Origin of the sequence: Haloplanus salinarum (genome assembly GCF_009762275.1) — an archaeon.
GTDB lineage: Archaea > Halobacteriota > Halobacteria > Halobacteriales > Haloferacaceae > Haloplanus > Haloplanus salinarum.
Map to the genome: position 1 here is coordinate 2,842,393 of NZ_CP034345.1, position 13,744 is coordinate 2,856,136.

The following is a 13,744-nucleotide window of genomic DNA, read 5'->3' on the forward strand; positions in this document are numbered from 1 at the left end:
GAAAAATCTACTCCTCCAGCACCTCGCTCCCGTCGCGCTCCTCGCCGTCGGCGCGGCGTCGCACGTCGACGCGGTACCGCTCCAGCACGTCCCGGCCGAGCAACACGGGGTAGTCCATGTGGCTCCGATCCTCGACGCTCGCCGTGACGGTGTGTTGGGTACCCCCGATACCGACGACCAGGTCGACGACCGGCCGGGCCTTCCCCGACTTGACGCTCCCCGATCGGATCCGCGTCATGCTCTTGATCGGTCCCGCGCCGATGTCGGCGGCCAACTCCGTGTCGATGCTGGTCCGCGTCGCCCCGGTGTCGGATTTGGCCATCACCTGCGTCGACCCGCTCGTCCCGCTGACGATCACCTCCTCGATGTAGCCGATGAGCGGGAGATCCTCCTGTTCCGGCGGGAGGGTCCGTGGCTTGCACGCCGGCGTCGAGTCGTCGAGCGTCGCCGCGAGGTGTCGGACGCGCTCCTCGTCGACCGTCCCCCCGGCGCGCTCGATGGCCAGTTTCGCGATGTGGGGCGCCGGACTGACCCCCGTCGCCTCGTACAGACCCTTGAACCCCGCCGTGGGATTGATCTCGAGGACGAACCAGCCGTCCTCGCCCTCGATGAGGTCGACGCCGGCGTAGTCGAGTCCCATCACCTCGGTCGTGTACAGCGCCGTCTCCGCGGCCGTCTCCGGGAGGTCGTCGCTGGCGTCGGCCACGGCCCCGCCCAGGGCGACGTTGGTCCGCCAGTCACCCTCCGGCGCGTAACGGTACATCGCGCCGACGATCTCGTCGTCGACGACGTACACCCGCAGGTCGCGGTGTTCGCTCTCGTCGCGCTCCACGAGTTCCTGGAGGAACGCCTGGCGGTTGCCCACCCGCGGATTGACCGGCTCCGTCAGGTCGACCTTCCAGGTCCCGCCGCCGTGGGTGCCGATGGCGGTCTTGTAGACGGCCACGTCGCCGAACCGTTCCCGCCCCTCGTTGAGTCCCTCGTTCGACAGCGCCAGGAAGGCGTCGGGCACCTGTACGTTCCAGTCGGCGAGCGTCGCCGCCGTCGCGAACTTGTGGATCGCGGTCAACACCGCGTCCGGCTCGTTCAGCATCGGCCGGATCCGCTCGAACGTCGTCGCCAGCCCCAGCAACTCCGCGGGATCGCCCGTCGTCGAGAGGAGAAGCCGGTTCGTGACCACGTCGACGTCCGGTTCGACCGTGACCGTGCTGTCCTCGATGGTCACGGTCGTGTTCTCCTGTCGGAGCCACACCGGATCGTGGCCGAGGTCCTCGACCGCGTTCAGAATCGCCTTCGTCTCCTTGCTGTTGTGGAGCGACAGCACGCCGACGCTGACGCCCTCATCCGAACCGTTCGACATGACAGCTCGTTCCCGGGCGGCGCTGAAAGACGTGCCGGTCGGTCAGTCGTCGCCGCTTCGGAGGTAGAGTCGCTTGGTCCGATCGGCCACCCGTTCGACCTGCGTCCGGCGCTCCTCGCCGAGCGACGACTGCCCGTCGGCGACGACGCTCAACTGGTCGACCAGCGACGACAGGTCGTCGCGGACCTCCCCGTAGGCGTCGTCGTCGACGGGATGGCGGTCGACGAAGTCGTGGAGTTCCTCCGCGCGGCCGAGACACGCGTCGGCGCCCTCGGTCCGGGCGGCCACGAGGTGTTCGGTGAGCGAGACGGCGAGGTAGGCGTCGCCGCTCTCGGACGCGCCCGCCCCGCCACCGCCCGCGCCCGCGTCGCCGTCCGCGTCCGCGTCGCCACCGTCGGGCAGTTCCGATAGCCCTCGACGAGCCTGTTCGCGTTCGGCGCTGTAGGTCGCCTCCGCCGTCACCGTCTCGAAGGTGTCGGCGATCCGGTCCCGGAGGTCGGCCGACACCCCCGACCGGCCGATCCGCCGCAGGCGGTCGAGGGCGGCCTCGCGCTCCCCCGAGTAGTCCGCCTCGGTGGCCAGCCAGCAGTAGGTGCCGACGACCGTCCCCGCGGCCGCCGAGTCGCGTTCGTAGAGGTCGTCGAGGCGCTCGCGCGCCAGTTCGCGCTCCTCCTTGTGGGTGGCGTCCCGCGCCACGTCGGCGAGCGTCTGTCGGATCTCCCGACGCTCGGCCTCGCCGGCCTCGTCGTACCGGTCGGCCAGTCGCTCTAGGGCGTCCCGGCGGTCTTCGCCGTACGTCGATTCGAGTGCCTGTGTCCGGAGTTCGCTGACGATGTCGTTCATGCGGACCTCCCTCCGTCGCGTCCGTTGGTTCGCCATCTCCGAGGCCGCGTAAGTGTCTTGTGGACGTCCCTCACTGTTCCTCCCCGCAGGCCGGACAGAACCCCGCGGTCGCCGGAATCTCGGTGCCACAGTAGATGCAGAACGCCGCGTCGTCGTCGGTCGCCGGATCGGGGTCCGACCCACCGCCGACGTCGCCGACCGCCGACTCGACGTGTTCGTCCCCGACGGTCGCGTCGTCGAGGACGCTGTCCTCGACTTCGGTCTCCCCCCCGCCGCCGACCGTGGAGTCGCTGACGACGCTGTCGTCGACGACGGTCGTCCCCTCGCCGGCGCCGTCGCCGGCGTCGATCTCCGAGTCGCTGACGACGCTGTCCGAGACGGTCGTGCTCCGGTCGTGGACCTCGGTGCTGTCGTCGACGACGGTTGTGCTCCTGTCGACGCGTTTCGACTGCTCCCCGACGACCACGTCGTCCGCGTCGTCGACGGCGTCCGTCGCGGCCGAGACGGCCTCGTCGACCAGGTCGTCGATGCCCCCGGCCGCGCCGGCGTCCCCGCCCGCGCCCGGCCCGTCCTCGGCGGGTGCCGTGTCCCCGCCCTCGTCCGCGCAGGCCGGACATTCCGGGCCGCTGTACACCTCGTTGTGTCGATCACAGTAGGGCACGGTCAGTCCTCCCCGTCGCCGTCGCTCAGGTCAGACCGGTTGACGACGCTGTCCTCGACGGTCGTGCTCTCGTCGTGGACCTCCGTGCTCCGGTCGACCGCGGTCGTGCTCTCGTCGACGCGTTTCTCCTGTTCCCCGACGACCATGTCGCCCTCGACGGTGATCTCCGTCCCGCCGGCGGCCGACCCGACGCCGGCGTACCGGAACTCCTCTAAGTCCGGCGGCCGTTTGCGCGTCCGCTCGATCATCGACTCGAAGAGCCGGCGCGCCTTCGACCGCGACTCCGTCGGTTCCTCGACGGTCCGCCAGGCGCGGCTGGTGACCTGGCCCTGCCCGTGATCCGAGACGTCGGGGGGCACCAGGACCGACCCCTCCCAGACGGCGTCGACGTCGAACACCCACGGCCCGACCGCGTCGACGTCGTTCCCCTCGTGAATCCGCTCCAGGAGGTCGGGGGTGAGGACGCCCACCCGGTCCGCGATGGTCAGGCTCCCCTCGTCCGAGCGGAGCTCCGGGTTGATCACCGCGACGTTGTGGCCGAGGGTCACGTCGTCCCGAGCGCTCACCGAGAACGCGAACAGGTCCGACGCCTCGATGATCCCCTCCGAGCGCACGTCGCCGACCACGACCAGCGGGGCGTTCGCCCGCAGGGTCGTCTCGGCGCTCACCGTCCCGTAGACGACCGTCGGCGCCTCGACCGTCACGTGATCGCCGACCACGTCGCCGTACACCCGGACCGGCCGTGGCTCCCAGTCGTCCATCCGCGACGCGGGTTCCGTGATGTCGACCTGTCCATCCGAGAGCACCGACCCGATGACCCGCGCACCGACGACCGGCGTCTCCCCGTCCGCACGGTCGGCGCCGGAGTGGGCCGCGCCGCCGTGTTCGAGCCCGACCGCGCTCCGGCCGAACACGTCCCCCCGGATCTGGACGCCGTACTTGCAGTCGACCTCGTCGGCGTAGATGCCCACGTCCTCCTGTGGCTTGTAGACCGAGCCCTTCTCGAAGGTGATCTGCCAGTTGAGCTGTCGGTACGCGTTCTCCCGCGGGACGAGCACCTCCTCGCAGGTCTGGTCGGCTCTGACCGTCGCGAAGTTCGTGTTATCCGTCTCGATCTTCTCCGAGGTGATCGCGCCCTTCGCCTCCTCAGTCATCCGCCGCCACCTCCGTTTGCTCCGCCGCGTCGGTCGCCCTCCCGGACGCCTCCCCGGATCGGTCGTCTCCGTCCAGCTGGTACTCCGCCAGCGCGTCGACGAACCGATCGAGCGTCTCGTCGCGCCGCCGGAGGACGTCCGGGTCGGCGAACTCGCCGTCCTGTTTGGCCAGCCGGTCCCGGACCTCGTCTCGCCGGACGTACTCCGACACCGCGTCGGCCATGTCGCCGTAGCTGTGGGTCGGATGCTCCCGGAGGTAGTTCACGTACGGCTGGGCGCGCGTCGCCGACGCGTCGCCGCTCCCGCGTGCCAGTACCGGCAACACCCGGACCTCCTCCCGGCCGTCGCGCTCGATGCCGACCACCCAGAACGGCACCTCGACGGTCGTCACTCCCGAGACGCCGGGCAGCGGCGTCTGGAGCGAGTCGATGGTCTCCGCCGTCGTCTCGCGGTCGTCGAGGAAGTCGTTGATCGCCGACAGGAAGCCGTTCCGGCTCTCGATCACCGCGTCGAGACGCCGATCGTACTCCCGGGCTGCCCCGTCGCTCAACCGGCCCGCGGCCGCCGCCGTCTCCCCTCGACGCTCCTCGATATCGGCGAGTTCAGACTCCACCTGATCGAACTGCTCGCGGTTGCCGGAGATGGTCCCGACGAACCGGTCCTTCAGCCGCCGGATGCTGTCGCGGTAATCCTCCAGCACGTCGCGTCGGCGCCGCTGGAACTCCGCGCGCTTCTCGTCGACCTGTTCTTTGAGATCGTCGACCAGGTCCTCCATCGCCTCCGCCCGGGCCGCCGCCTTCGTCTGTTCGATCCGCGCGAAACTCTGCTCCAGTTCCCCGATGCGCTTCTCGAGGTTCTGAATCTCCCGGTTTGTCTGTTCGATCGAACTGTTGAGCTTGGAGATCTGACTCTTGATGCCCCTGGCCGCGGCGTCCCCGACGTCGCCCGGATTCGTGATCCGAACCCTGTCGCGCTCGGCCATTAGCGGAGCCTCCGTTGGACCGTCTTCGCGGCCTCGTAATCCGACCTGACCTGGTGGTAGTCGCGCTCGGCCCGCTCCTTGATCTGTTCGTACTGTGTCATGTCGATCATCTTCTGCTCTTTGTTCTGTCTGACCTCCTCGGCGTCGCGTTCGAGGTCGTCGGCGCTCTCCATGATCGGTTCGCGGAACGCGTAGTAGAGGCTCCGCCAGGTTTCGCCGAAGATGGCGCCGCCGTCGGGGACCGGCGTCGTCTGCACCTCGCCGTGGACCTCACAGTGTCCGCCGCCGGCGCCCAGCTCCGGCAGGGTGTTGTACGCCCGCTTGAGCGTCTCCGAGAGTTCGGGGATCTCCCGCTGGATGTCGTTGCGGATCTTCTCGGTGAACTTGCCGTCGTACCCCTCGTCGAGGTCGCGGTCGCTCAGCGCCGCACCCAGGCTCCCCGTCTCCGAACTGAGGATCTCGGACACCAGATCGAGGCGACCGTCGATGTCCTCGATGCGTTCCGCGAGACACTCCGCACAGACGTGGCGGTGGACGGCCGTCTCCGCCGACTCGGCGTAGGCGCCGTAGTGGTCGTTCACCGCCTCCTCGTTCGTCTGGAGTCGCTCGGCGAACTCGGTCGCCGTCTCGTTGACGAACGTCCGCTGTTCGCGGGCCTGCGAGAGCAGGTCGCCGCTCACTGCCTCCTGTTCGACGCCGCGGATCTCGTCGACCGCCGCCTCGCTCTCGGCCGCCGACCGCCGGGTCGGCACGCTCGGCAGGTCGCTCCCCTCCCGGAACGCCCCGCGCTCGGCGAAGGTCCGGATGCTCTCGCTTTTCGCGTCGTTCGCGTGGACGTTCACGTCGACCACGTCGTGGGAGACGGACGACGCGACGTCGGTCATCGCGTCGATCCGATCGAGCAACGGCCGTTCGAGCCGTCCGTGTTCCGCCACGTCCGGCGCGAACTGCTCGGCGAACTCCGGCGAGACGACCGACTCACCGCCGAGCGTCTCCTCGAAGGTGTCGATCATCTCCCCGTACCGCTCGGCCTCGCTCGTCAGTGCGTCGCCGTCGATGTTCGCGAGCTCCAGTCGCGTTTCGGGGGCCTGATCGAGGCCGTCGAAGATCATGAACCGCTCCTGGTACGGGACCAGATAGAACGGGACCGTCACCTGCGAGACGAACGACACCTCCCCGTCGGGTTCGTTCTCCCGGAGGTTCCGGCGGTTCTCCTCGATCCGTTCCTCGGCCGCCTGGTACTGTGTGTACGCGTACGCGCCGCCCGCAGCGGCGACCAGCAGTCCGATCCCGATCAGCGGAAGCGACGCCCCGTTCCCGCCGGCGACGCCGACCACGAGGAGGAGGACCCCGACGCCGACTCCTCCGATTCCGATCATTTTCATCCGATCTTTCTCGGATTCGGCCTCCTCGATGGCGTCCTCGTACTGTTTCCGCCGTTCGAAAAACTCCCCTGCCGCGTCGGCGAACGCCCGAGCCAACACTTCGGTCCTGGCGACCCGATCGTCGACCGGACCGTCGTCCCCGAGCATCCCCGGTGCCTGACAACTCATACGATCCGAGATATTCCACCCGATACATAAATCTGGGGCCGGCCCGGGGGGGGGGGGTCGGCCCTCGACCCCGTCCACCCCGTTCGGACGATCGACTCCGTCACACCGCGGGAAAACCGTTATGAGGGTCCTAGAGCACGTTCGTACCGTATGGCGCCGAGGAGACGGGAGTTCCTGCGGGCGGCCGCGGGCGCCGCGGCCGGATACTCGGCCGTCGACGGGGCGACCGGACTCGCGGCGGCCCAGTCCGATTCGGAGGAGTCGTGGCCCCAACACCACCGCGACGCCGCGAACACCGGACACGCGCCGGCCGTCTCCGGGCCGGTCGCCGACGTCGACCGAACGTGGGCCTCGGCGGGCCCGAGCGGCCAGGTGTTTGCCGACGACAACCGCCCGACGTCGTCGCCCGCGGTGGTCGACGGAACCGTCTACGTCGGGAGCAACGACCGCTACGTCCGTGCACTCCCCGTCGCCGACGGGTCCGAACGGTGGCGGTACCGGACGGGCGGGAAGGTCTTCTCCTCGCCGGCGGTCGTCGACGGCACCGTCTACGTCGGGAGCACCGACGGGAGCATCTACGCTCTCCCGACCGACTCGGGACGGCCGGCGTGGACGTTCGAGACTGACGGGGAGGTGCGTTCCTCGCCGGCGGTCGTCGACGGCACCGTCTACGTCGGCAGCACCGACGGGGCCGTCTACGCGCTGTCGGCCGACGACGGCTCCGAGCGGTGGCGGTTCCAGGCGGGCGATACAGTGCGTTCCTCACCGGCGGTCGTCGACGGCACCGTCTACGTCGGTAGCGGTGGGGACACCTCCGTCTCCAACCCCGACCGTCCCGAAGCGGGAGTCTACGCGCTGTCGGCCGACGACGGGACTGAACGGTGGCGGGTCGAGACGGACGGCCCGGTCGACGCCGCACCGGCGGTGGCCGACGGCACCGTCTACGTCGGCTATCCGGGGGACTACGACGACGTCCTGCTGGCCCTCGACGCGGCGTCGGGCGACGAGCGGTGGCGGTTCACGGCCGACGCCGACGACGCTTGGGGGTTCGCATCGCCGGCGGTAGCCGACGGGACCGTTTTCGCGGCCGGGACGGCGTTGTACGCATTGGACGCGGCGTCGGGCCAGGAGCGATGGTCGGCCGACCCCGGCGACCGGCGCTCCTCGCCAGCCGTGGCCGACGGCGCGGTCTACCTCGCGGATGGCGACACGCTGTACGGGTTCGACGCCGAGACGGGCGACCGGCTGTGGGCGTACGACGGCCACTCGAACGACATCACGTCCTCCCCGGCGGTGGCCGACGGGACCGTCTACGTGACGGCGGCCGACGACTTCCTGATTGCGGTCGCCGGCGAGCCCACGACCCCGACGCCCACCGCGACGCCGACCCGCACCGCGACGTCCACGGCGGCCCCGGCGGGTGGCGACTCGTCGGACGGGGGCGACCCCGAAAACGACGCGGCGGGCGGCGACGGCGGGGTCGTCCTGCCGGCCGCGGGCCTGCTCGCCGCCGGACTGGGCGGTGGCTGGTGGTGGCTGCGCCGCTCCGGCGACGGGTCCGGCGGATCGGACGGGACGACGTCCACGTTCGACGGTCCCGGCCCCGCGTCGCCGCGCCGCGGTCGCTCCGCGTCCCCGTCCCGACACTCCGATACCGCGGACGACTCCGGGTCCACACCGTCGCCGCGATCCGAACGGAGCGACGTGGCCGACGCCGACTCCGGACCGTCACCCGACGCGGGATCGACCCCGGTGACGCCCGACGAGGCGACCGATGGGTTCGCGGACGTCTCGCTCGGCACCGCGGCCGACGCGCCGGCCCCCGGCGACGACCCCGTCGAACGGCCGGCGGACGGGCCGTCGACCGGGAACCGACCGCCGGGGGGACCGCCCACGGAGATCCCGCGCGCACCCGACGTCTCGGTCGCGTACGACGCGCTCACGGAGGCGGGCATCATCGGAAGCGGCGGGAACGCCGACGTCGTCCGGGCGACGGCACCGACCCCGGACGGCACCGTCACGCTGGCCGTCAAGAAGCCACGCCTCTCGGGGACGCTCCACACCGACACCGTCGAGCGGATGCTGGCCGAGGCCGAAACGTGGGACAAACTCGACGACCACGACCACGTGGTCGGCGTCGTCGACTACGGGGCCGAACCCCTCCCGTGGATCGCCATGGAGTACATGGACGGCGGCCACCTCGGCGACCGGGCGGGGACGATGGACGTCCAGCAGTCGCTGTGGACGGCCCTCGCGGTGACGAAGGGCGTGCGCCACGCCCACCGACGCGGCGTCGCTCACCTCGATCTGAAACCCGAGAACGTCCTCTTTCGGTCCGTCGACGGGGCCTGGGACGTCCCGAAGGTGGCCGACTGGGGGCTGTCGAAACACCTGCTCGATCACTCGGCGAGCGTCGAGGGGGTGTCGCCCCACTACGCCGCGCCGGAGCAGTTCGACGAGTCCTACGGGTCGGTCGACGACCTCACCGACGTCTACCAGCTGGGGGCGGTGTTCTACGAGCTGTTCACCGGCCGGCCGCCGTTCGAGGGCGAGCGCACGAGGGTCGTGCGCGCGGTACTGGACGACCGACCGAGGCCGCCCAGCGAGGTGGCCGACGTCCCCGCCGCGCTCGACGACGTGGTACTGACGGCGCTGGCGAAGGAAAAGGCCGACCGCTACGACGACATCGTCTACCTGCGCGACGCGCTCGCGGACCTGTACGACGGGGAGTGACCGCCCGCGTGCCGTGGCCGGTGGCCGAACCGGGGCCCGTCGTCGGTGACGCTTCACCCGACGACCGTCGTGACCCTGTGTCACGGAACGTCCGCCGTGGCGTCGGTGTGACGCCGGCCCGAAGGCATATACCCCGCTCGTCCGGACGGGCGGACATGCAAGTGCAGGTGCTGGAGTTCCAGTACGAATCCACGAGCATCGAGGAGATGGAGTCCCAGATCAACGCCTACCTCGACCACCACGACGTGACGGACGTGCAGTTCTCCCGCTGGGAGGATACGATGGTCGCCTTCTTCATCACCGAGGACTGACGCCGGTCAGAACTCCTGTCCACACCCCATACAGAAGTCGTTGGTGTACGGTTCCTCGGAGCCACAGCTCGGACAGACGATGATCTTCTCGGGGTCGTCGGCTCCGCCGTCGGATTCGGCGGTGGTGCCGTCGCCACCCCCGCCGGGACCGCCCTGGACGATGGTCGTGTCCCCGCCCGACGAGTCGCCGCCCTCGCCGCTGACGATGACGTTGTCCGAGGTGTCCTCGGCGGCCGCCTCCGCCGCGCCGCCCATGCTGTCCATCGCCTTGTCGGTGGTTCGCTCCATGCGATCCATCGATCCCTCCATCATGTCCTGCATCTCCTCGCGGAACTGCTTCTGGTCCTCGACCCGTTCGCGCTCCTTCTCGGCGCTGTTTGCCTCCTGACGGGCCTTCGCCAGTTCGTCGCTCTTCTGGGCGCCCAGCGAGTCGAGCTGGTCGGCGTTCAGGTTCTCCGCCTTGTCCATCTTCGCCAGGTCGATCATCTCCTCGTCCGTATCCTCCATGCTGGCGAGGGTCTGGGCGTCCACGTCGTCGCGAGCCTCGAGGCGCTCCTTCTCGACGTCCACCTCGTGGCTCTCTTTCTGCATCTCCATCTCCTGTTTGCGCTCCTGCTTGTCGAGTTTCTGCTCGTCTTTCTTCCGCTTGAGGTCGACCAGATCCTCGATTTCGGAGACGTCCTGTTCGTGTTCCTGCTCCCGCTCTTTCATCTCCTGCTCGTGGCGGATGTCCTCGCGCTCGACCTCGGATTCGGTCCGGTAGGTCCGCACGTCCTCCTCGTGTTCGACGTCCTCCCGTTCGGCCTTGTGGCCGTGCCGGCGCCGTTTGTCGTCGATCTCCTGCTGTTGCTCGACCTCCTGTTTGTCGAGCGTGTGGTCGGCACTCATCTCGGCGGACTCCTTCCGGACGCGCTGTTTCTCCCCGTGGACCTTGTCCTCGGTCTGCCGTTCGCGCCCCCGCCGGTCCAGCTCGCTCTCGCGGTCCTTGATCTCCTCTTTCTCCTCGCGGATGTCGACGTCCTTGCGGCCCTGACGGATCTCGCCCCGGTCGTCGTCGTAGTCGAAGGAGACCAGTTCGACGAGTTCGAGCCCGTTGCTCTCGAGGACCGAGCGACACTGCTCCTCGATTTCGCGAGCGACGCGACGCTTGACCTCCTTGCTCCCGTAGAGTTCCTGGTGGTCGTACTCCGAGATGGTCGCCTCCAGGGCGTTCCGGATCGCCCGCCCGAGCAACTGGTTGAACGTGCCGGTCGTCAGCACGTCCCGGTCGGCCATCATCGAACGGAAGAACGTCTGTGGGTCGTGCATCCCCACGTCGAGTTCGACCGTGACGTCGACGAGGTAGTCGCTGGCCGTCCGGATGTCGTCGAACGAGCGGGCGACGGTGGTCCGCCCCTCCTGGACCAGTACGACTGTGAGATTGTGGCTGGATCTGAGCTCTCGGATCCGCTTGCCGAGGCTGTCGAGCTTGTGTTTGCCGGCCTCGAGCGTCTCGACGAGCTTCCCGTTCTCGAGCAGGAGCGCCCGATTACCGGCCTCGATTTCGACGTCCTTTCGCCGGCTGAGCGTGGCGAGCAGTCCGTCGCCGTCGAGGGCGGCGCCGTCGACGCGCTTGGCGAACTCGTCGTCGCCCAGTCGCCAACTGCCGCCTCCCGCGGCGTTCCCCGATCCCCGCTGGCCGGTGGAGCTGGTGAGGTCCTGGCCGCAGTTGGCACAGAACTGGGCGTCGATCGGTAGCGACTCCCCACAGCCGGGACAGTTCGTCGACAGCGACTCCCCGCAGTTCGGACAGAAGTCGCCGTCCGATGGCACACGTCCGTCGCAGTTCGGGCATGTCGAAGGCATTGGTTGTCTCCCGTGGCTCACGGCCGCGCCCACCCCCACCGGGGACGCCCCGAGAACCTCGTTATCGGAAAACATGATACGAGGATGGGAATAAAGGTTGCCCCGTCCGCCCGTGCCCGTCCCGTCCGGTCGCCTCTCACCGACAGCCACCCGACGAAAGCCCGGTCGGGGTCCGGGCGCCGACGGTGTCGACGATACCTCCCTGTATTCGAACATGTCGCTCGGGCCAAGATTAAAGTCGGTCGATTCGCAGGCTGGCAGTATGGTAGTCGCGCAAACACTGTCGGTCGTACTGTACGGGGCGGCGGTCGCGGGGGACCATCCGGACATCGACGCGCCGGACAACCTCTCGAAGTTCAGTGGCTTCCTGCGGATCGGGGCGATCATCCTCCTGCTCGTCGGGTTGGCGCTGGCGGTCGGGAACCTCAGCGGGTCGGCGCTGGGCGCCTCCGCGTTCGCCATCCTCGTCGTCATGTTGCTCGGGCTGTACGACTACACGATCATGGCGAAGAAGAAACGACAGGCGGCCAAGGAAACCGTCGCCAAGGCCGGCAAGGAGTACCTCGAAACGAAAAAGGAAGTCGAGAAGGGGCCCGACCAGGTGACGAACGTGCAGGGCGACATGGTCGACCGGAAGAACCAGCAGACTCACGTCGATCAAAGCACCACCAACGTCGACACCATCGACCAGAGCACGACCCGCGTCGACCAGAGCAAGACCGTCAAGGATCAGCGCACGCAGGTCGAGGACAGCGTCGTCAACCGGTCGGACATCACCGCCTCCGCCGAACCCGAGGCCGGCGCCGACGGCGGTCGGGCCGGCGGCGAGCGAGCCGCGGCCGACCGGCCGCCACAGGGCCAGGGCGGCCGATCACAGCCGCAGGGCGATCGTGCCCAGCGGGAACGCCGTCAGGGGACCGCCGACCGACGGGCCGGGGAGCCGGCCCGGACCGACCGGCAATCGCACTCCCAGGGGGGCGGATCGGCGGCCGGCGACGGGGGTGGCGGGTCGCCCGACGCGACCCGTTTCTGTACACACTGCGGCGAGGAGGTCGACCCCGAGTGGAACACGTGTATCAGTTGCGGCGCCGACCTCTGAGGCGGCCGTAACCCTCCGTGGAGTCGCGCTCCGCCGAAACCCACTGCAGTCGACACCGTTCTCCACCCGACGGGTCACTACGCCAGCATATACTGGTACCGACGGGTTTGGTGTCGAGTGCCGAATTGCACGTATGGACGACACGGCGGATCTCTACTACGAGCCGGACGCGGACGAAGAGCTGAGCACGGCCGTCGTCACGGCGGTTGCGAAGGCCCACGACGAGGATATCCTCAAGTGGCTCATCAACGAGGACATCGACACTGACGCGCTCGACCGACTCTTCCAAGAACACAATCTCAATCACCCTCCGGTTCGAGGCCGATTCGACGACAACCACGATCAGTGCCGACAGGAGCGGGACCCCGATCATCAGGATCGAATCACATCGCTAGCGCGAACACACGGGGCGGCTGTTGCGGGCTGCCCCGGTGGATTTCGACGGAGTTGGGCGTCCGGTCGCCCCGGGTTACGGGATCGACGACGAACAGTACGGACAGTGGTCCGCCCGGTCCGGAATCTCCTCGCCACAGTACGGGCAGAACTTCGTCCCGTCCTCGCTGCCGGACTCCGGCGACGCCGCCGAGGATGGTCGTTCCGCGTCCATCGACTGGGCCGTCCCCGCCTCCGCTCCTGTCTCTGCCGCCGGCTCGGGGGATCCGGACGCCGAGCCCGCGTTCCGTCGTGCCCCCGCCGCGTCGTCGGCCGTCGAGGCGGGTCGGTCCCGCGGCGCCGTCTCCCCCTCGCGGTTCGGCCGGCGGTCGGGGTCCCGACCGCCGCCCGCTCCCGTCGACTCGGCCGGGGTCGACGACGCGTCCTCGGTCACCGTCTTGGATTCGAGGAGGTCGTCCCGCGCGAGGTAGCCGAGGACGAGTCCGATCCCCGAAACCGCGACACCGCCCATCGCCTCCCCGCCGCCGCCGAGCGATCCGAGCACCGACAGGGCGAGCAGCCCCATTCCCACGTACCACGCGTACGCGCTCCCCCGCCTGATCCAGAGGCCGATCCCCACGTTCAGCAGGGCGGTAACGCCGAAGAGCGCCAGTACGACCCCGATCACCGACCCCATCCCCCCCATCCGGGGTTGTTGGCTCAGCGTCCACCCTAGGTAGCCGGCGACGACGACCGAGAGGATGCCCAGTGCGAGAAAGTAGTTCGACCACCACGTGTCCCACCGTCTCTCTGTCATGTGACTGTGCCGTG

General features: G+C 69.2%; 11 protein-coding genes and 1 pseudogene. 4 read left to right on the top strand and 8 right to left on the bottom strand.

What is annotated here, in order from left to right:
• Positions 1–7: 7 nt before the first annotated feature.
• From EI982_RS16045 to EI982_RS16070, 6 genes are all read right to left on the bottom strand, one after another.
• On the bottom strand, positions 8–1,360 hold the full coding sequence (locus EI982_RS16045) for a RimK family alpha-L-glutamate ligase (RefSeq protein WP_157690645.1): 1,353 nt from the start codon (positions 1,358–1,360) through the stop codon (positions 8–10).
• 42 nt (positions 1,361–1,402) lie between these two features.
• Entirely contained in the window at positions 1,403–2,203 is an 801-nt protein-coding gene (locus tag EI982_RS16050; protein WP_157690646.1) for a hypothetical protein, read from the bottom strand.
• A 70-nt stretch (positions 2,204–2,273) separates the two neighbouring features.
• Positions 2,274–2,864, bottom strand: a complete 591-nt coding sequence (locus EI982_RS16055) for a zinc ribbon domain-containing protein (protein ID WP_157690647.1) — start codon at positions 2,862–2,864, stop codon at positions 2,274–2,276.
• A 2-nt stretch (positions 2,865–2,866) separates the two neighbouring features.
• Positions 2,867–4,018 (bottom strand): hypothetical protein, encoded by a 1,152-nt coding sequence (locus tag EI982_RS16060; protein WP_157690648.1) that lies wholly within the window; start codon positions 4,016–4,018, stop codon positions 2,867–2,869.
• A complete protein-coding gene (locus tag EI982_RS16065; RefSeq protein ID WP_157690649.1) occupies positions 4,011–5,000 on the bottom strand; it encodes a hypothetical protein in 990 nt (329 codons plus the stop codon). The genes EI982_RS16060 and EI982_RS16065 overlap by 8 nt, the downstream gene beginning before the upstream one ends.
• Complete coding sequence (locus tag EI982_RS16070; protein ID WP_157690650.1) at positions 5,000–6,553, bottom strand: hypothetical protein; 1,554 nt, start codon at positions 6,551–6,553, stop codon at positions 5,000–5,002. Before EI982_RS16070 ends, EI982_RS16065 begins: the two co-directional genes overlap by 1 nt.
• Before the next feature lie 150 nt (positions 6,554–6,703).
• Here EI982_RS16070 and EI982_RS18525 point away from each other — a divergent pair, with 150 nt between their 5' ends.
• Together EI982_RS18525 and EI982_RS16080 are read left to right on the top strand one after the other, a co-directional pair.
• Positions 6,704–9,286: a BamB-related PQQ repeat family beta-propellar protein gene (locus EI982_RS18525; RefSeq protein ID WP_199243670.1), complete on the top strand. Its 2,583-nt coding sequence runs from the start codon at positions 6,704–6,706 to the stop codon at positions 9,284–9,286.
• Positions 9,287–9,441: 155 nt separating this feature from the next.
• Positions 9,442–9,597: a hypothetical protein gene (locus EI982_RS16080; protein WP_157690651.1), complete on the top strand. Its 156-nt coding sequence runs from the start codon at positions 9,442–9,444 to the stop codon at positions 9,595–9,597.
• Positions 9,598–9,603: 6 nt separating this feature from the next.
• On the opposite strand, the gene EI982_RS16085 is transcribed toward EI982_RS16080, so the two are convergent.
• Positions 9,604–11,409 (bottom strand): double zinc ribbon domain-containing protein, encoded by a 1,806-nt coding sequence (locus EI982_RS16085; RefSeq protein ID WP_199243827.1) that lies wholly within the window; start codon positions 11,407–11,409, stop codon positions 9,604–9,606.
• Positions 11,410–11,704: 295 nt separating this feature from the next.
• Between EI982_RS16085 and EI982_RS16090 the strand changes: the two genes are divergently transcribed.
• Together EI982_RS16090 and EI982_RS18830 are read left to right on the top strand one after the other, a co-directional pair.
• Positions 11,705–12,541 carry a zinc ribbon domain-containing protein gene (locus EI982_RS16090; protein ID WP_199243671.1) on the top strand — a complete coding sequence of 279 codons (837 nt, stop codon included), beginning with the start codon at positions 11,705–11,707 and terminating at the stop codon, positions 12,539–12,541.
• A 133-nt stretch (positions 12,542–12,674) separates the two neighbouring features.
• Positions 12,675–12,776: pseudogene (locus tag EI982_RS18830) on the top strand (HalOD1 output domain-containing protein); the annotation flags it as partial.
• A gap of 234 nt (positions 12,777–13,010) precedes the next feature.
• On the opposite strand, the gene EI982_RS16100 reads toward EI982_RS18830, so the two are convergent.
• Positions 13,011–13,730, bottom strand: a complete 720-nt coding sequence (locus EI982_RS16100; protein WP_157690655.1) for a zinc-ribbon domain-containing protein — start codon at positions 13,728–13,730, stop codon at positions 13,011–13,013.
• Positions 13,731–13,744: the final 14 nt, after the last annotated feature.

Bases quoted from the DNA above. Each gene is read 5' to 3' on its own strand.
- EI982_RS16050 (WP_157690646.1), bottom strand. From the start codon at position 2,203: ATGAACGACATCGTCAGCGAACTCCGGACACAGGCACTCGAATCGACG.
- EI982_RS16070 (WP_157690650.1), bottom strand. From the start codon at position 6,553: ATGAGTTGTCAGGCACCGGGGATGCTCGGGGACGACGGTCCGGTCGAC.
- EI982_RS16045 (WP_157690645.1), bottom strand. From the start codon at position 1,360: ATGTCGAACGGTTCGGATGAGGGCGTCAGCGTCGGCGTGCTGTCGCTC.
- EI982_RS16060 (WP_157690648.1), bottom strand. From the start codon at position 4,018: ATGACTGAGGAGGCGAAGGGCGCGATCACCTCGGAGAAGATCGAGACG.
- EI982_RS16065 (WP_157690649.1), bottom strand. From the start codon at position 5,000: ATGGCCGAGCGCGACAGGGTTCGGATCACGAATCCGGGCGACGTCGGG.
- EI982_RS16080 (WP_157690651.1), top strand. From the start codon at position 9,442: ATGCAAGTGCAGGTGCTGGAGTTCCAGTACGAATCCACGAGCATCGAG.
- EI982_RS16090 (WP_199243671.1), top strand. From the start codon at position 11,705: ATGGTAGTCGCGCAAACACTGTCGGTCGTACTGTACGGGGCGGCGGTC.
- EI982_RS18525 (WP_199243670.1), top strand. From the start codon at position 6,704: ATGGCGCCGAGGAGACGGGAGTTCCTGCGGGCGGCCGCGGGCGCCGCG.
- EI982_RS16100 (WP_157690655.1), bottom strand. From the start codon at position 13,730: ATGACAGAGAGACGGTGGGACACGTGGTGGTCGAACTACTTTCTCGCA.